The organism is Bacillus sp. ISL-57, assembly GCF_018613135.1.
In the GTDB taxonomy this organism is placed as follows: Bacteria; Bacillota; Bacilli; order Bacillales; family DSM-1321; genus Peribacillus; species Peribacillus frigoritolerans.
The window spans coordinates 154,672-172,802 of the sequence record NZ_JAGGQV010000019.1 but is presented as its reverse complement, the minus strand read 5'-3'; the positions used below and the strand labels follow the sequence as shown (position 1 = coordinate 172,802).

General features: G+C 41.3%; 18 protein-coding genes and 1 pseudogene. 13 read left to right on the top strand and 6 right to left on the bottom strand.

From position 1 onward, the window contains the following. Positions 1–167: 167 nt before the first annotated feature. Positions 168–2,087: a heavy metal translocating P-type ATPase gene (locus J7I90_RS21430; RefSeq protein ID WP_214773662.1), complete on the bottom strand. Its 1,920-nt coding sequence runs from the start codon at positions 2,085–2,087 to the stop codon at positions 168–170. Between the two features lie 332 nt (positions 2,088–2,419). Next, positions 2,420–3,586, bottom strand: coding sequence for an MFS transporter (locus J7I90_RS21425; RefSeq protein ID WP_214773661.1), 1,167 nt, complete (start codon positions 3,584–3,586; stop codon positions 2,420–2,422). A 190-nt stretch (positions 3,587–3,776) separates the two neighbouring features. Here J7I90_RS21425 and cax point away from each other — a divergent pair, with 190 nt between their 5' ends. Together cax and J7I90_RS21415 are read left to right on the top strand one after the other, a co-directional pair. Continuing rightward, complete coding sequence (cax, locus tag J7I90_RS21420; RefSeq protein ID WP_214773660.1) at positions 3,777–4,832, top strand: calcium/proton exchanger; 1,056 nt, start codon at positions 3,777–3,779, stop codon at positions 4,830–4,832. Between the two features lie 461 nt (positions 4,833–5,293). Beyond that, the gene (locus J7I90_RS21415) at positions 5,294–6,106 is read left to right on the top strand and encodes a YfkD famly protein (RefSeq protein WP_034305665.1); all 813 of its coding nucleotides are present in this window, start codon (positions 5,294–5,296) and stop codon (positions 6,104–6,106) included. Between the two features lie 33 nt (positions 6,107–6,139). Here J7I90_RS21415 and yfkAB read toward each other — a convergent pair whose 3' ends face one another. After that, entirely contained in the window at positions 6,140–7,267 is a 1,128-nt protein-coding gene (gene yfkAB, locus J7I90_RS21410) for a radical SAM/CxCxxxxC motif protein YfkAB (protein ID WP_214773659.1), read from the bottom strand. A gap of 150 nt (positions 7,268–7,417) precedes the next feature. Between yfkAB and J7I90_RS21405 the strand changes: the two genes are divergently transcribed. Together J7I90_RS21405 and J7I90_RS21400 are read left to right on the top strand one after the other, a co-directional pair. Beyond that, entirely contained in the window at positions 7,418–7,603 is a 186-nt protein-coding gene (locus J7I90_RS21405) for an SE1561 family protein (protein WP_034305661.1), read from the top strand. Positions 7,604–7,895: 292 nt separating this feature from the next. Further along, complete coding sequence (locus J7I90_RS21400) at positions 7,896–9,464, top strand: fumarate hydratase (protein WP_034305659.1); 1,569 nt, start codon at positions 7,896–7,898, stop codon at positions 9,462–9,464. Between the two features lie 51 nt (positions 9,465–9,515). Here the strand turns inward: J7I90_RS21400 and J7I90_RS21395 are convergent, their stop codons facing one another. Continuing rightward, the gene (locus J7I90_RS21395) at positions 9,516–9,653 is read right to left on the bottom strand and encodes a hypothetical protein (protein WP_164468808.1); all 138 of its coding nucleotides are present in this window, start codon (positions 9,651–9,653) and stop codon (positions 9,516–9,518) included. 111 nt (positions 9,654–9,764) lie between these two features. Here J7I90_RS21395 and J7I90_RS21390 point away from each other — a divergent pair, with 111 nt between their 5' ends. The 5 genes from J7I90_RS21390 (at position 9,765) to J7I90_RS21370 (ending at position 13,903) form a co-directional block, all read left to right on the top strand. Further along, positions 9,765–9,950, top strand: coding sequence for a hypothetical protein (locus tag J7I90_RS21390; RefSeq protein ID WP_214773658.1), 186 nt, complete (start codon positions 9,765–9,767; stop codon positions 9,948–9,950). 136 nt (positions 9,951–10,086) lie between these two features. Next, positions 10,087–10,872 (top strand): delta-lactam-biosynthetic de-N-acetylase, encoded by a 786-nt coding sequence (gene pdaA / locus J7I90_RS21385; protein ID WP_396020033.1) that lies wholly within the window; start codon positions 10,087–10,089, stop codon positions 10,870–10,872. A gap of 122 nt (positions 10,873–10,994) precedes the next feature. Beyond that, complete coding sequence (locus J7I90_RS21380) at positions 10,995–11,879, top strand: DNA-3-methyladenine glycosylase family protein (protein WP_214773657.1); 885 nt, start codon at positions 10,995–10,997, stop codon at positions 11,877–11,879. Further along, entirely contained in the window at positions 11,876–13,261 is a 1,386-nt protein-coding gene (gene rlmD / locus J7I90_RS21375) for a 23S rRNA (uracil(1939)-C(5))-methyltransferase RlmD (RefSeq protein WP_214773656.1), read from the top strand. The genes J7I90_RS21380 and rlmD overlap by 4 nt, the downstream gene beginning before the upstream one ends. A 117-nt stretch (positions 13,262–13,378) precedes the next feature. Further along, entirely contained in the window at positions 13,379–13,903 is a 525-nt protein-coding gene (locus J7I90_RS21370) for a YehS family protein (protein ID WP_214773655.1), read from the top strand. Between the two features lie 150 nt (positions 13,904–14,053). Here the strand turns inward: J7I90_RS21370 and J7I90_RS21365 are convergent. Then, positions 14,054–14,282 (bottom strand): annotated as a pseudogene (locus J7I90_RS21365) (3-hydroxyacyl-CoA dehydrogenase family protein); the annotation flags it as partial. A gap of 11 nt (positions 14,283–14,293) precedes the next feature. On the opposite strand from J7I90_RS21365, the gene J7I90_RS21360 reads away from it, so the two are divergent. After that, complete coding sequence (locus tag J7I90_RS21360) at positions 14,294–14,638, top strand: Rossmann-fold NAD(P)-binding domain-containing protein (RefSeq protein ID WP_214773654.1); 345 nt, start codon at positions 14,294–14,296, stop codon at positions 14,636–14,638. Between the two features lie 189 nt (positions 14,639–14,827). Then, on the top strand, positions 14,828–15,157 hold the full coding sequence (locus J7I90_RS21355; RefSeq protein WP_214773653.1) for a hypothetical protein: 330 nt from the start codon (positions 14,828–14,830) through the stop codon (positions 15,155–15,157). 43 nt (positions 15,158–15,200) lie between these two features. Here J7I90_RS21355 and J7I90_RS27855 read toward each other — a convergent pair whose 3' ends face one another. Continuing rightward, positions 15,201–15,332, bottom strand: a complete 132-nt coding sequence (locus tag J7I90_RS27855; protein WP_311315197.1) for a hypothetical protein — start codon at positions 15,330–15,332, stop codon at positions 15,201–15,203. A gap of 374 nt (positions 15,333–15,706) precedes the next feature. Here J7I90_RS27855 and J7I90_RS21350 point away from each other — a divergent pair, with 374 nt between their 5' ends. Then, positions 15,707–16,897: a glycine C-acetyltransferase gene (locus J7I90_RS21350; RefSeq protein WP_214773652.1), complete on the top strand. Its 1,191-nt coding sequence runs from the start codon at positions 15,707–15,709 to the stop codon at positions 16,895–16,897. A 45-nt stretch (positions 16,898–16,942) separates the two neighbouring features. Then, positions 16,943–17,902, top strand: a complete 960-nt coding sequence (locus J7I90_RS21345; RefSeq protein ID WP_053533708.1) for an L-threonine 3-dehydrogenase — start codon at positions 16,943–16,945, stop codon at positions 17,900–17,902. Positions 17,903–18,131 lie beyond the last annotated feature (229 nt).

Genomic DNA, 18,131 nt, shown 5'->3' with positions numbered 1-18,131 from the left:
TTTTAAAGAGGAGGAGTTCTTTCATGAGTAAAAAGGATGGCGGCACAAAACAAAAAGGAAAAAATAAAGGTTCGAACCATAAAACATCAGGTTCTGCAAACGGTAAGAACGGATATCACTAAATCAACATAAAAAAGGGAGCCTTGGATGGCTCCCTTTTTCATGGTTTAGTTTCTCAAAAGTCTTAAGCTGTTCAATATAACGAGGATTGTGCTTCCTTCATGGCCAATGACGCCATATGGGAGGTCCAGGAATTGAAGGAAATTGGATGCTATCAGGATCATGATGACCGAAATGGAAAAGATGACGTTTTGTTTGATGATCCGATTCATCTTCTTGGATAATTTGACTGCTTCCGCGATGCGCGGCAGGTCATTCTTCATCAGAACGACATCCGCTGTTTCCAAGGCAACATCCGTTCCTTCACCCATTGCAATTCCGACAGACGCTGTTGCCAGAGCAGGTGCATCATTGATGCCATCCCCAACCATCGCTACAGTGCCAAAATGTTCTTTTAGCTTTTTCACTTCAGTCACTTTCGTTTCTGGCAGGCATTCGGCAATATATGCATCAATATGGCTCTCCGAGGCAATCGCTTTAGCCGTTTTTTCACCATCGCCTGTCAGCATGACGGTATGGATGCCCTCATTCCTCAAAGCTTCGATGGCTGTAACGGTTTCATCACGCAGGACATCTTTCAAAGTGAGTATACCGGCAATTCCGTGATCATCTTTAGCATACACGATTGTCTTACCTTGTTCAGCCAATGTCAGCGCAATGCCATTTTGGAATCGTTCTGCTTCACTGCGACCGACGAAATCAGCTTTTCCGACTTGCCAAAGCACGCCATTGATGTATGCTTGAACCCCATTACCTGAGATATCTTCCATGTTATCAGGTTTAATGATATCTTTTTGCAATTTCGTTTTGGCATAACGAACGATGGATGTTGCCAAAGGGTGGTTCGAATAATTTTCAACAGATGCAATGTGAAATAAGAAATCTACTTCGTTTAAATCTTCGCGGATAATGACATCCGTTACCTCTGGTTTTCCTTTTGTCAATGTACCGGTCTTATCTAAAGCAATTGCCTGAAGGTTACCTAGATTCTCAAGATGGATGCCGCCTTTAAACAAAATGCCATGACGAGCACCATTTGAAATGGCTGAAAGTGTAGCTGGCATGATAGAGGCCACAAGGGCGCAAGGAGAAGCGACAACGAGCAGGATCATCGCTCTGTAGAATGTTTCGGTCCAGCTCCACTCCAATAGGAAATGGGGTACGAACATCATCAAACCGACAACCGTCAATACCACTTTTACATAAGTCCCTTCAAACCGTTCAATGAACAGCTGGGAAGGGGACTTTTCACTTTGGGCGGATTGAACGAGAGTGATTATTTTTTGAAATAATGTTTCACTTGCCGGTTTGGTGATTTCCACGGTAATTGTACCACGGAGATTAACCGTTCCAGCGAAAACTTCATCATCCAATGATTTACTGACTGGTATGGATTCGCCAGTAATGGCGGCTTCATCGATATTGGTACGTCCGTCCGTGATTTTTCCATCTGAAGGAACTCTCTCTCCTGGTTTCACTAAAATCAGATCCCCGACATGCAACTGGGAAACGGACACGGTTTCTTCATATCCGTTAGTGATGCGCAGTGCTTCTTCAGGCTGCAAGTCCATAAGTGCCGAAATTTCTTTATGGCTCTTATTCATCGTGTATGTCTCAAGGGCGCCGCTTAAAGCGAAGATGAAAATCAATATGGCACCTTCCGTCCAGTATCCGATGACAGCAGAACCGATGGCCGCAAAAATCATCAGCATCTCAACATTCAACTCCCGGTCGGCAATCGTATCTTCTATGCCTTCTTTTGCCTTGGCATATCCGCCAATCAGGAAAGAGGCTAAGTATATGACGATGGAAGCGGACTCCATTCCGTTCTTAGAAAGGGCCCAGCCCAAAACTATTAATAAACCGCTGAATAATGCGGCAATAAGTTCTAAATGAGGTTTTGCTTTTTCCAACCAAGTGTTTTTGCATGTAGCCGGTTGGGTTAAATGTTTAGTATCTGTAGTCATAAGATTCCCTCCCACATTCTTCTCTATTTTGTGTAAATGATATAGATTATCATTTGATTCGTATCTAATTGAGAAAGATAATCAACGTCATTTCTCTGGATAAAATATGAAAGCTGCCACCGTGATTGCGATGACAGCAATGTTTTTAAAGGTTTATAAAGGTGATGTCCCTTTTGTTAATATTATATTACCACATATCCTATTCAAAAATAAAGAAGAATGATTCTAATCTAGTAAAAAATATAAAGTATCGAATCACTAATATACAGGCACTCTTGATAAATAACGTTCAAATTGAATAATAAAAGAAGTAGTCAAGATAATAAACTATATTACATAACTGAAGCAGGCATTTTCTCCTTAAACAAGGCCAATGAAATGAAGACAAGGAAAAGCATGATGCTGATCATGTAGAAAAAATTCCCGCCTTGGATATGTTCAATGACCAGGCCGCCAAAAAATGGACCGCCGATGCTGCCGAGACTAAAGAAAATACTGCATAGTAAATTTCCTGCAGGTAATAGGTTTCTAGGCAAAAGATCTGCCATATAACTGATTCCCAGCGAGAAAGTCGAACCAACCATCATTCCGCCAAACATAAAGCAGATGAATAGACCAAGCACTGAATAGGAATATATCCCTGCTAGCGTGAATATGGCAAACCCTGAAACAAGAATCGTCAGCAAGGTCTTTCGCCGTCCAAAACGGTCACTTATCATCCCCAAGGGAATCTGGGTAAGCAGTGTCCCCGCGGAAAATGCCGGAATGATGATGGAAACTGCCGTTATATCGATTCCGGAGCGCAGGGCGAATACAGGAAAATTGCTATTCAATGATGACTCAAGCACGCCAAATGTGAACGGAAGCAAAAATGCGACCCAAGCTATGCGGCTCACTTTCGTAAACCTTTGGAGCGTGCCCAGGAATGAGGTGCTCTCGGAATCATCCTGTTCAGGAAGTTCATTTCTAATAAGGAAAACAGCAGACCAAGCGAGAAGGCTAAGTATGGATGTGATGATGAAAGGCAAAGACTGATTAATCTCGAGAAACTTTGTCATCAGCGGGCCTACCATGAAGCCGAGACTGAAGAAAAGTCCATAAATGGCAAGATTCCTTCCGCGCTTCGTTTTAGGTGAAATGGCAGTGATCCAGGTCTGGGTAGCAAAGTGAAGTGTATGATCGCCGATTCCAATGAAGAAACGAAGGACAAACCAAAACCAGAATGATTTCCAAACAGGAAATAAGGCAAGCGATAGAATGACCGTTATCCCGCCAAATACTATCAATGGCTTATAGCCGTATTTACGGAGGGGTGCTTCCATAAAAGGAGAAATCAACAGAATTCCAATATAAAGCGAGGCTGCATGAAACCCGTTCAGTGATGAGCTAATTCCGTCATTTTCAAAAATGATGGCAATGATCGGCAGAAGCATCCCTTGAGAAAACCCCGATATGCCGACAATTAAGATTAAAACGCTAAAAAGCAATTTGTTATTCATAAAATCATGTCTCCTAAGAAATGTATACCTTCTTGATGTTACATCTTAGGAAGAGGATTAAGCAATAGAAATTTGGGTAAATATTGACAAGAAGAGAGAAGATGATAAATTTTCCTTTGTCATCGCCCGAAGATTTTGTATGATAGTTTTTGTTACATAAAAAGAACTATAGATTGTGAGGAGAAGTATCGTGAATAAAATATTTTTGGGACTTGTCCTGCTGGGCGTCCCTATATCAGTCATCGGGTCATTATTGCATTGGCCGAGTGTGATCATGTTCATCGTATATTGCTTAACAATCGTCGCGCTTGCAGGCTTCATGGGCCGGGCGACTGAAAGCTTAGCGATCGTCATGGGACCAAGGATTGGCGGTCTTTTGAATGCAACCTTTGGGAATGCGGTGGAATTGATCATATCCATCTTTTCATTAAAGGCGGGGCTTGTGGGGGTCGTGTTGGCTTCTTTGACTGGTTCCGTATTAGGGAACTTATTGTTGGTGGCAGGCCTTTCATTCTTTGTCGGAGGGACTAAATACAAACGGCAGAAGTTTAATGTATTCGATGCGAGACATAATGCCGGTCTATTGATTTTTGCGGTTATTGTAGCCTTCGTCATACCGGAAATATTCACACAAAACATGGGTGAATCAAGCACGATGTCGTTAAGTGTAGGAATTTCCATTATATTGATCTTATTATATCTTGCTGCATTATTCTTTAAATTGGTTACTCACCGCGGGGTATATCAGCATACGGAGAAACACGAGGAACATGAAGAGGAAGTACCGGAGTGGAGCAGGAAAAAGGCAATTATAATACTTGCTGCCGCTACATTGGCCGTTGCGTACGTATCGGAAAAGCTTGTCCATACGTTTAGCGAGGTGGGGGAAGCCTTCGGATGGTCGGAGTTATTTATCGGTGTCATTATCGTTGCGATCGTCGGTAACGCGGCAGAGCATGCTTCCGCCGTCATAATGGCCTATAAAAACAAAATGGATGTCGCAGTGGAGATAGCCGTCGGTTCCACGCTACAAGTAGCGATGTTCGTCGCTCCTGTACTCGTATTGATTTCGTTAATGTATCCAACCCGTATGCCGCTTGTTTTCACAATGCCAGAACTGATATCAATGGTTTCAGCAGTCTTTCTGGTGATCATGATTTCCAATGACGGGGAAACGAACTGGTTTGAAGGACTTACCTTATTGGCCGCTTACTTCATTATGGGAATTGGATTTTATTTATTATAAGAATGCAGGCCTTCCGATGTGGGAGGTCTTTCTTTTAATAAAATAGAAATGACTCTGCTCAGGTTAGATTTAGCAGAGTCATTTCTATATTAGTAAATTACCATTCATAAGTTATTCCAAAATTTTTCATCATGCTTTTGTAAAAGTTGAGAAAATATTCTAGAGTGTCACACCATCCTTTTACATCAGATTTAAGTATTGGCGAATTCGTTTTCTGTCATCCTTTAAAAGGGTGTCATGGATTGTTCGATAAGCATACCTCCTGAAGGTTTAATAGGTATGAACGATTTCGCCTCCTTTTTGTAATGTAAATTAAGTATAACCGATTTAAAAAGAAAAGTAAATATTCTGAACTTTACAAATTCATTACAAAGTTGAAATCTTAATGAAATGTATAGAATGTGGGCTAAAAACAAAATCTATAAACAAATGATTGAACCCCTCAAAAGGAGTGCGACAGCATGAGAAGAACTATTCTTATTACGATGATTGCCCTAATTGCCTTCATACAGGCGAATGTAAGTTTTGCAGCAGATATACCAGAAGTCAAAGCAAATCCGAATAAGGTGAATATCCCTCCTTCCGTATTGAATATTGCAAAGGAGAATACGTATCCGAACCCGACCCAGGATCTTCCGATGCTGCAGCCAAGTAATCTTGCCGAACAATTGATCGAATCGTCGGATATCAAGATTGAAAATCCAGAACTCATCCAAATGTTGAATGAATCCGCAATTGCAAAGGCCCCGCTTGCTTTTGGATACAGGGCGACCATTTACCTTGGTCATTGGGCCTTGAATTATGAGTCTTCGGAAACAGCACCAAACTGGGAATACCAAAAAATCAATACGAATTATTATGATAATCGCGGCGGTGAAGTTCCATATAAGATCCGTTATGTCCAGGAAAGTCAGAAGGCAGTGAGTGGCGGTCTGACGGCGAAAATTCCAAAGGCTGAGGATGTTCAAAAGATGATGCTGTTAAAGGCCACCGAGAAAACGAATTTGCCTTTGGCTTTTGAAACGATCATTGGAGCTGGTACGAAAAAAGATCAAGTATACAATGTTGCGTCAAATAGGATTGGTTACTTATCCAGTTTTGCTTCCGCCGTAAATGAAAAAGGCAAGGTCACATATGGCGAAGTGTATTTGAACCTAAAAGGAAATAAAAGAACCATTACGATAAAGAACATCACTTCGCAAGGCATCGGTGCATGGATACCGGTTCAGGACCATGTTTCCTTCAGTTTTACAGTCTCACAGCAACCCAGGTAAATTGAAAAACTCGCCGGATTGGCGAGTTTTTCTTCATATTGTTGACTTCCTGATCCTGAAGTCCTCTTTCGGGTAGTATGCATTTTTGACGAGTACATTCGGGCCTAGACATTTGACTGCCGGGCAGTGGCAATTCAATTCATTGGCCAGTTTCGAATTCATCCAGGTTTCATAGGATTCGGTCAAAGGCTGATCTTTGATATTCCCTAATGCAGGCGCGTCCCCGAAATCGGTCACGATCACTTCCCCGGTAAAAATATTGATGTTCAACCGTGATCGTCCATCAGGATCATTTCGCACAGTCACTTTATGCGAACCATAAAGGCGTTGAAGCAGCTTAATATCCTCTAAACTGTTATTGCAAGGATAAAATGGCAGGGTACCGAAAAGCATCCAAACATTTTCATCTCGGATATCAAGCAAATGATGAATCGCTTCACGCATTTTGTCCAGTGATAAAGTTTCAAGTGCCGAAGCGAAATCGCTTGGATACATCGGATGAATTTCATGTCTTTGACATCCCATTTCATCGACAATCTGCCTGTGAATATGCTCAAGATGAGGCAATGTCCGTTTATTAAGCATCGTTTCCGCAGATACCAGTACACCAGCCTTTGTCAGGGCACGGGAATTTTCGATCATTTTATCAAATAATTTCTTTCGCTGTTCCCGGGATGGTTTTCGATCCATCATGGCAAAGCCGATATCAATGAATTCATCGATCGTTCCCCAATTATGGGAAATGTGGAGAACATCCAAATAAGGAATGATTTCCTCATACCGTTCCAAGTCAAGGGTCAAATTGGAATTGATTTGTGTCCGGACCCCGCGACTACGGGCATATTTCAATAGAGGCAAAACATAATTCTTCACTTGTTTTCTTGAAAGCATCGGTTCCCCGCCAGTAATGCTGAGCGAGCGAAGCAAAGGGATCTCATCAAGGCGCTGGTTCAGTAATTCCAGAGGCAGTGCATCCGGGTCCTTGGGCTGGAGTGTGTAACCGACGGCACAATGCTCACATCTCATATTGCAAAGGGTGGTGGTGGTGAATTCCACATTGGTAAGGCTGAGTTTTCCATATTGTTCAACGTCCATATATGCTTCCCAAGGATCATACTTGGGTGTAATTGGTGTTAAAAGATCTTGCTTGATTATTGACATATTTAAAACTCCTTACGTAATAATGCACTAACCCATTATGAACAATGGGGACAAAAATTGTCAAATGGCGGAGAGCTGCATTTATAGCTTGCCATTGCACTTTCAAGCAGATTTCGTTACGATGAAAGAAGAACGGAAGGAGAGTGCCTCATGGGAAAATCCATTACAGGTAAAAACGAACAATTAACATACTTAAAGGAACGCCTCACGATGTTCATGGAGGTTCTTGATCATATCGAACCGGAAAATACGGAGTTGGAAGATATAGACCGTTTAATCGGCATGATAGATGATTTGGAAGGCAAAGTGGAACAATTCAAAACCCGCGAAGACTAATATCTGTTTCGATAGTATGATTTTTTAAATGTTAATATTCAGGAAGGGATGACGAGAAACTTCGTCATCCCTTTTTTGATGGAAATGTTTGGTGATGAAATTTAACATATGGGCTATTTCTGGCGCTTTACTCATTTCTCTCTAAATTGCTGTTCATTAAGAAAAATAATTACTTGTTTTCGAAAGATTATGTTAGATGTATAATAAAACGGGTGTGAATCATTCACTATTTATAGAGAAGCAGGGAAATGATTAAATCTAATCTAGGGGAAATAAGAGGGGGAAGAGAAATTTGGATATTCAAAAATTCCAAGAAAGTATGTACAGTCTTATCGTTGAAACTTCAACGAATCTTCCAAAGGATGTTCGTCGTGCGGTCAAAAGTGCAAAACAACGTGAAAATGCAGGTACTCGTTCTGCATTGAGCCTGACCACCATCACGAATAATATTACAATGGCTGACGACAATGTATCACCGATTTGCCAGGATACTGGTCTGCCGACTTTCAAAATAAAAACTCCAGTTGGCGTGAACCAACTTGAAATAAAAAAAGCAATTCGAAATGCCATCATTTTAGCGACAAAAGGCGGAAAACTTCGTCCAAACGCAGTTGATTCTTTATCGGGAGAAAATAGCGGGGATAACCTTGGGGAAGGTCTTCCTGTCATTAAATTCGATCAATGGGAAAAAGACTATATTGATGTTCGTCTCATCTTAAAAGGCGGCGGCTGTGAAAATAAAAACATCCAATACAGTCTGCCAATGGAACTTGAAGGATTGGGAAAAGCGGGCCGTGATTTGGACGGAATCCGTAAATGTATCCTTCACTCTGTCTACCAAGCACAAGGACAAGGCTGCAGTGCAGGCTTCATCGGCGTGGGTATCGGAGGGGACCGTTCATCCGGATATGATCTGGCTAAGGCTCAACTTTTCCGCAGTAATGAAGATGTGAATCCGAATGAAGATCTTCGTCAACTTGAAGATTACATCATGAAGACTGCTAATGAATTGGGCATCGGCACAATGGGCTTTGGCGGCGAAACTACACTGCTTGGATGTAAAATCGGTGTCATGCACCGTATTCCGGCAAGCTTTTTCGTATCCGTTGCTTACAACTGCTGGGCGTTCCGCCGTTTAGGAGTGAAAGTCAATCCTGAAACAGGCGAAATCAATGAGTGGTTGTATCAAGAAGGCGAGAAAATCGACTTTGCTCTGGAAGCAGAAAAAGCAGCGAAGGATGAAGTGGCAGCCGCTGCAGAATCGGACGTTGAAGCTTCTCGTGAAATCACCCTGCAAGCACCAATCACGGAAGAACAAATCCGTGAATTAAAAGTGGGTGACGTAGTTCATATTAACGGCAGAATGTATACAGGCCGTGACGCCATCCACAAGCACTTATCTGAAAATCCTGCACCAATCGACCTGGATGGACAAATCATCTATCACTGTGGACCGGTTATGCTGAAGGATGAAGAGGGCAAATGGCATGTGAAGGCCGCCGGACCAACAACAAGTATTCGTGAAGAACCATACCAAGGCGATATCATGAAGCGATTCGGCATCCGTGCAGTTATCGGTAAAGGCGGAATGGGACCAAAAACACTAGAAGCATTAAGTGAACACGGCGGCGTTTATCTAAATGCAATCGGCGGGGCTGCTCAATATTATGCAGACTGCATCAAATCCGTCGAAGGTGTGAACTTCACTGAATTTGGTATTCCAGAAGCAATGTGGCATCTGAATGTTGAAGGATTCACTGCAGTAGTTACCATGGATTCACATGGTAACAGCCTGCATAAAGACGTCCAGCAATCTTCATTGGAAAAATTGGCACAATTCAAAGAACCGGTATTTAAATAAATGTTTGGCGCAAAAGACGCTCACCAAAAGGTTGAGCGTCTTTTGCATATCTTACTCTTTGATTTCCGGCAGTGGATCGATCCTTGATGAATCCTCTAAATTCAATCCGCTTTTCACAAAATGAACAAACACTCCACCACTTAAACCAAGACAACCAACAAAGCCAAGAGTGATAACCCATTCCAGCATTACATTCCCCCCTTGGTACATGTATATGAAAAAAAAGGCGAAAATTACCTCAAAAAAGTACAATCTTTTGGAATGGTCGCACATACATTAGAAGAGAAAGGAGGGATTTTCATGCAGAATAACTACATCTTATTCTTTTTCGCCATGATAACCGGTTTTGCTTTCATCCAACTTCCTGTGGCAAACACGATTTTCTCCGGTCTTGAAACATTCCTTGACGTAGTCGGAATTTTAATCGTTCTCATTTTCGCTATCGCCATTATTTGGAAGGCGGCACAAGCGTTATTTAAAGGATAAACAGAACATGGAGGCCTAGCCTTTTCGGAGGAAGGGCCTTTTTTTTGTTTTGCGGAAGGAATTCGACCTTCACAATATCATGCATATAAATCTCCATGTTCCAAACAATAAGAAAAAAGACATGGGGGATGTTTCAATGAAAAAAATGATGATCTTATCCGCTTTTATATGCTTGATATGCTCTTTGGCCAGTCCAGCTTTTGCAGAATCCTATAATTGGGGATTCAATAAAGGTAAAAATGGTACACCTGCCGATGCCGGAAAAAAATTCAATGATATGCTGCCTGAATATGAAGCGATTTATAAGGGGGATACAAAGAAAAAAGTCGTTTATTTAACCTTTGATAACGGTTATGAAAATGGCTATACGGCCCAGATTTTAGATGTTCTGAAGAAACATGGTGCTCCTGGAGCTTTTTTTGTCACGGGTCATTACTTAAAAACAGCACCTGAGCTTGTTGTCCGTATGGCCAATGAGGGGCATATCGTAGGAAACCATTCATGGAACCATCCGGATATGACCAGCGTGACGGACGATGTGATCCGCACCGAGCTTGAGCGGGTAAAAGAAGCAACGGAAAAATTAACAGGGCAAAAGGGAATGAACTATTTAAGGCCGCCTCGTGGCGTATTTAATGAGAGAACAATGAGGGTCGCAAAAAAGGAAGGGTATTACCACATCTTCTGGTCACTGGCATATAGGGACTGGATTGTAGATCAACAAAAGGGTGCCGCTTTTGCACATGATGAAGTGCTTAAGCAGATTCATCCCGGCGCGATTTTATTATTGCATACCGTATCGAAGGATAATGCGGAAGCATTGGACTCGATTCTGACGGATCTTGAAAAACAGGGGTACACTTTTGGTAGCCTTGATGAATTAATGATTGAGAAACAGTTGCCGAACCGAATGCTTTATTAAAATGAGAAGCGGGTCCTGTCGTGATATTTCAGGTCCCGCTTTTATCCATTCTTCTCGATTTCAAGTAATATTTCAGGAAACATGCTATAATACGTGGAAAACTGCTAAAGGATGGATCGCTTGTGTGGACAGAAAAGTTACAGGTTCAAGGACCCTATAATTTCGATCTTGTTCTCGAACGATTATCGTTAGACCCACTTCAGGTAGTTGATTTTACTAACAGGACGGTAAAAGTTCCGCTATATATAGAAAAAGAACCAATCGTTTTGCAGGTTCAGGCAATAGGAAATATCGATGAACCATCTTTTATCATCAAAGGTCAATCAGAGGTGTACAAGTCAAAAGCAATCGAACGGTTAAAAAAGGTTTTTCATTGGCATCAGCCATTGGAAGGCGTTTCCCGGCACTTCCGGGAATCCGATTTGCGGGAAATCTTCGAAGAGCACCGCGGTACTGCCATCGTCTTGGACTTCGATTACTACAGTTGCCTCGTGAAATGCATCATACATCAGCAATTGAACTTATCTTTTGCCCATACGCTCACGGAACGATTCGTCAAAACCTTCGGCTTCCAGATGGAAGGCGCCTGGTTTTATCCGACACCGGAAACAATAGCCCAACTACAAATCGAGCAATTAAGAGCCATTCAATTCAGTGGCCGGAAAGCGGAATACGTCATCGGACTTTCCGAGCAAATCATTCAGGGCCATCTCAACCTTGATATAATGGAAAAGCTATCCGATCAAGAGGTTATGGATACACTAATAAAAATACGCGGTATCGGTAGATGGACGGCTGAAAACTTCCTGCTTTTTGGACTTGGCCGGCCGAACCTATTTCCTAAAGCCGACATTGGCATTCAAAATGCCTTGAAAATATTATATGGCTTACCGCAAAAGCCAACCCAAGAAGAAATGGAGTCCTATAGTGTGAAATGGGCTCCATATCTAAGCTACGCTTCCCTCTATTTGTGGAGAAGCATTGAAAAACGGAGTGAAAAGAAATGACAAACATTCAAGATACAAAACTAGAAGTGAATCAAACCCTTCCCCTTACGATTAAACGGCTGGGAATTAACGGAGAGGGAGTCGGTTATTTCAAAAAGAAAGTCGTCTTCGTCCCTGGAGCATTACCTGGTGAGGAAATTGTAGCTTTGGTTACAAAGGTTCAGCCAAACTTCACCGAGGCGAAAATAAAAACCATCCGTAAAGAATCACCGCATCGCATTGCAGCGCCATGTCCGGTTTACGCTGAATGCGGCGGTTGTCAGTTGCAGCATTTGAGCTATGACCAGCAGCTTATTGAAAAACGAGATATCGTCATTCAAGCGATGGAACGTCATTCGGGGTTCCCAGTTTCTTCATTAAATGTAAAAGAAACGATCGGCATGGAAGATCCTTGGAATTATCGCAATAAAAGTCAGTACCAAGTCGGCCAAAAAGATGGCAAGTTGATTGCTGGCCTTTACGGCATGAACTCCCATACACTGATCGATATCCCGAATTGCCTTGTACAGCATAAGGCAACGAATAAGGTGACACGTACAGTGAAAAAGATACTGAAGAACCTGAACATCTCGATTTATAATGAAAGAAAAAGAAAAGGTGTCATCCGTACTGTCATTACACGGGTAGGATTTGAAACAGGTGAAGTGCAGGTTGTCCTTGTTACGGGAGCGGAGGAAATTCCACAAAAAGATCAGTTGCTAAAACAAATTCGTGACCAATTGCCAGAAGTGAAATCGGTCGTACAAAACATCAACAACCGGGATACATCATTGATTTTTGGCGAAAAAACGATTCACCTGGCAGGCGAAAAAGTCATCAACGAAACATTGGGTGACCTATCATACGAACTATCGGCCCGTACATTCTTCCAGCTTAACCCGGTTCAAACTGTCCGCTTATATGATGAAGTGAAAAAAGCGGCAGCCTTAACCGGCACGGAAAAAGTGGTTGACGCTTATTGCGGTGTTGGAACCATTGGGCTATGGCTATCTGAAAACGCCAAGGAAGTCAGAGGAATGGACGTCATCAAAGAATCCATTGAGGACGCCAAGAAAAATGCCAAAAAACATAAACGCAACAATGTATACTATGAAACAGGCAAAGCCGAGAATATCCTTCCACGCTGGACCAAAGAAGGCTGGAAACCGGACGTACTGGTCGTCGACCCGCCAAGATCCGGCTGTGACCAATCCTTACTGCAGACAATCTTGAAAGTTAAACCGGAAACCATAGTGTACGTATCATGCAACCCGTCCACATTGGCGAAGGACTTACAAGAACTGGGCTCTTCATATCGCGTGGAGGCCATGCAGCCCGTGGACATGTTCCCGCAAACAAGCCATGTGGAAGTAGTAACCTCATTGAAGCTGATTAAAGAATAAGCAGAGTGATCCGGGAATCTGTAAAAGGTTCTCGGATTTTAATCTGCGTTTATTTCCAACCATTTGTGAAATAATGAAAGTACTGTGAAAATCGAGAAATACATAGGAGGGTTTTGGATGCATAATCATGATATATTAATTCGATTAAGATATGCGCTGGATATTAAAAATAAAGATATGGTTGAGATATTTAAACTTGGGGAGATCGAAGTGACAATGGAAGAAGTCATGCAGATGCTCACAAAACCAAAAGATGATTATTATGAAGAATATGAAGAATATGATATGGATGAAGCTGATGATGGGGTAAACTGCAATAACTTGATGCTAGAGTCCTTTTTAAATGGTTTGATCATTTTTAAAAGAGGGAGACAAGAGCCAAAACCTGGTCAGCCTCAAAGTCAGGCACCGGCTGTAAAGCATAAGGAAAGTGTGAATAATATCCTTCTGAAGAAATTAAAAATAGCACTATCATTAACCAGTGAGGATATGATTGATATTTTGGAAGAAGCAGGAGTCATGATAACCAAAGGTGAATTAAGCGCTATATTAAGAAAAGTGGGTCATAGGAATTATAAAGAGTGCGGAGATCGATACGCCAGGAATTTCTTAAAAGGATTAACTTTGAGATATAGAGGATAACACTGTAACATGTCCATTATGAATCAGACCATGAAATCGTGAAAAATACTTTTTACGATTTCATGGTCTTTTTTTATGATGTTATTGAAGGGATAGAAAGTGCGAAATAGTAAAAAAACACAAGGGACCCTCAAGGCACCTTCTCAAACATTAGCCTCTTAAAAAGTCTGGTTTTGCGAAATTGGGGTTGGGATATTTATAGAAGCCTTCTCCCGCCTCTCTTCCGATTTTCCCTTTACGATATACTCTGTTTTCAATAAGTTAGCCAGCTTTTCAACTTCTGGATCACCTGTCGCTTTCGCTTTTGCAAGTGAAATATTATAAGCGGTATTGATTCCCACCACATCTAAAATGGCGAAGGTCCAAGAGGTGCTCCTGTTCTTAAGTTCAATGGCTGGGATCATAACGACACCATACGGCGGTCCGTATGCAGCAACCAAACATGCCATCGAGGGAATGGCATTAACCTTAAAGGCTGATCTGGAGGAGTTTGGGGGCAGGTTGCGACCATCAATCCGGGTGCCTACAATACCGGTTTTAACGACAGGGCAGCTGAGGAAAAATGGAAATGGTACGTGGAGAAAAGAATTTTACAAGAGCAGAGGCTATGAAAAAGCAAGAAAAGGGATTAAAAAACCAATTCGATCCGAAAAGTATGATAGAAAAGATGATCGAAATCATCCGGTTGACCACTATGAATTCCGTACTATCCATCCCGAGAAAATGGAAAGATGAAGGAGACCGAAAAGGACCGGTGGGACATCGAAGTCTGATTTATGGAGCATTATTGTCATAGGATTAGTGAAGTAGAGGAGTAATTTTGTTAGTTGTGCATGGATTGTGGACAAGGAAGAGAAATAGGGAAAATCCTTATTCTTAGCCCCTTTATCCCTTTTATTTGCATGACTTTTTTGTTTTTTGTACATGAGATTCAATTCAATATCCGAGCTGATCAGCAGCTCATTTTTTATTGTTGTAATGGACTTAAGCGTACATAAGTACAATGTAAAACAGACAAAAAAGAGGATAATTAATCCCCTTGCTGACTATGACAAATTGGAAGAACTCGGGTTTGCCTGCAGTTTTTATCTTTTAAAAAACAATCCAATTGATTGGAGCGGGTGTTCGGGACTCCTGCTTAAAAAAGCATGTCCAAGGGAGACCCCTCAGGCGCAAAGACCGTCCGAGGAAAGCGATTGCCTGGGAGGTAATAAGCCCCAAAAACAATTCATGATTAGAAATGAACCATTCTGAACTTCCTTTTGTCAACAAACTGAAAGAGGATATTCCCCTTGGTTTACTTGTCTTCATTTGATTGTTCATCAGGTTTTTGGACGATTTCTTTTAATTCCCCAATGTCACCTTTTGCATTGATAATTTCAAAAATCTCATTTAGGCCTTCTGAAGTTTTTTCATCTTCCGTTTTCACTATACCCCTCCTTAATTAGGTTAATGGTTAAGGTCTCCAAAAAACCAGTAGATATAACATCGGTTGCCTTGGAAAATTGATGAAATTCTCTTCGTATTTTCATTGATTTAAACGCATTTTAGGCGGATGTTGATTGTAAGAACTGCAAAAATTCAAATTTTTTTGTCCACACAATATGGACAACATTAAAATTATCCATTATTATGATTGTTATAACACTTAGTATAAAGGGATTTACACTAATTCTCTGTGTGTTTCTGGGGAAGACACGTGTATTTTTGGAAAAAAGGGAAAAAATACAATATTTTTAAAATAGGTGTAAAACATATAAAAATCCTGCATGTATTCCAACCATCAATGAGGGGGTATATTAGATGTCAAGTGAAATATTAAATGAATTTTTGAAAGAAAATTTGGAAGATTTAAAAGAAAAGGGACTTTACAACGTTATTGATCCAGTGGAAGGTGCTAATGGTCCGGTTATCACGATTGCGGGCAGGGAGCTAATTAATTTATCATCCAATAATTATTTAGGTTTAGCAACAGATAGGCGATTAATAGAGGCTTGCATCGAAGCGACGAAAACATATGGTGTCGGTGCAGGTGCCGTTCGTACGATCAACGGAACGTTAGATATTCATGTCAAATTGGAAGAAAAGCTCGCCGAGTTTAAACATACAGAAGCAGCCATTGCTTATCAATCTGGATTTAACTGTAATATGGCAGCGATTTCAGGAGTGATGGATAAAAATGATGCCATTCTTTCAGATGAACTGAATCACGCTTCAATCATTGATGGATGCCGACTATCCAAGGCGAAAATCATTCCCTTTATCCATTCCGACATGGACGATTTACGGACAAAAGCACGTCAAGCAAAGGAGTCCGGATTGTATAACAAGATCATGCTCATTACCGACGGAGTGTTCTCGATGGATGGGGATATAGCCAAACTTCCTGAAATTGTGAAGATTGCCGAAGAGTTCGACTTAATTACGTATGTTGATGATGCACATGGTTCGGGTGTATTAGGTAATGGTGCAGGAACGGTTAAGCATTTTGGGTTATCGGATAAAGTGGATTTCCAAATTGGAACATTATCCAAAGCCATTGGTGTTGTTGGGGGCTATGTAGCAGGAAAGAAAGATTTGATTGATTGGTTAAAGGTGAGAAGCCGTCCATTTTTATTTTCAACGGCTGCCACACCGGGAGCAGTTGCAGCTAGCATAGAAGCCATAAATATTTTGATGAATAGCTCAGAACTTCAAAATAAGCTTTGGGAAAATAGCGATTACTTGAAAAAAGGCCTAAAAGAATTAGGGTTTGAAATCGGGGAGAGCGAAACACCGATTACGCCTTGCATTATAGGTGATGAAGCAAAAACGCAGCAATTCAGCAAGAGGCTGAATGAAGAAGGTGTGTATGCTAAATCCATCGTGTTCCCTACCGTTCCAAAAGGTACAGGAAGAGTGAGGAATATGCCTACTGCGGCTCATACAAAAGAGATGTTGGATAGCGCATTGGCCATTTATGAAAAAGTAGGAAAAGAGATGTCGATCATATAAGTAGATTGCTTGTTTCAGAGTTTAAAACATGGGGAGGGATTTTTGATGAAAAAGGTCTTGGTAACGGGAGCTTTAGGTCAAATTGGTTCAGAACTGACGCTAAAAATGAGAGAGGTTTATGGAGCTGATAATATCATTGCGACAGATATCCGAAAAACGGACAGCGATGTTGCTCAATCAGGTCCATTTGAAGTTTTGGATGTTACGGATGAAAAAGCGATGTTTAACATGGCAAAAAAACATGAAGTGGATACGATTATACATTTGGCCGCTTTACTGTCGGCAACAGCTGAAAAGAAGCCGCTGTTAGCTTGGCATTTAAACATGGGCGGGTTGGTCAATGCTTTGGAAACGGCACGGGAACTAGATTGCCAATTATTTACACCTAGTTCCATTGGTGCGTTTGGTCCAACCACTCCTAAAGATTGGACACCGCAAGACATCATTCAACGGCCGAATACGATGTACGGCGTGAATAAAGTATCCGGAGAGTTATTATGTGATTATTATCATCATAAATTTGGGGTTGATACGAGGGGGCTTCGATTCCCGGGACTGATTTCGTATGTCACGCCTCCTGGTGGCGGAACTACCGACTATGCAGTTGAAATTTACTATGAAGCGATTAAAAACAAGCGTTATACTTCTTACATTGATAAGGGAACGTATATGGACATGATGTATATGCCGGACGCTTTAGCTGCCATCATTGCTTTAATGGAGGCAGATGCTTCAAAATTGAAACATCGGAATTCTTTCAATGTTTCTGCCATGAGCTTTGATCCGGAGCAAATTGCAGCCGAAATTAAAAAGCATATACCGGAATTTGTCATGAATTATGAAGTCGATCCTGTAAGACAATCCATTGCAGACAGTTGGCCAAATACAATTGATTCAACATGTGCAAAGGAAGAGTGGGGATTCAAGGCGGAATATGATTTGGAGAAAATGACCAATGATATGTTGTTAAAGTTGAGATTAAAGTCCCTTTTGGTAACAGCGTAATAAAACCTGCCAGCCGAATAAAAGAGTTGCAAAACTCTTTTATTCGAGTTATTTTATACAGGGGAATTTTTACGTTTAAGGGGTGAACTTGTTATAACCGGTAAAAAGTAAGCGCTTTCTATGGCACCTCGGACAGAATAAAGAATTAACATGAAAATGGATAGTAATCTTTCTAACTGTCAGGAATGCTTAAAAGTGAAGAGTGATTTTATGAGGCGGCTTTAAGAAG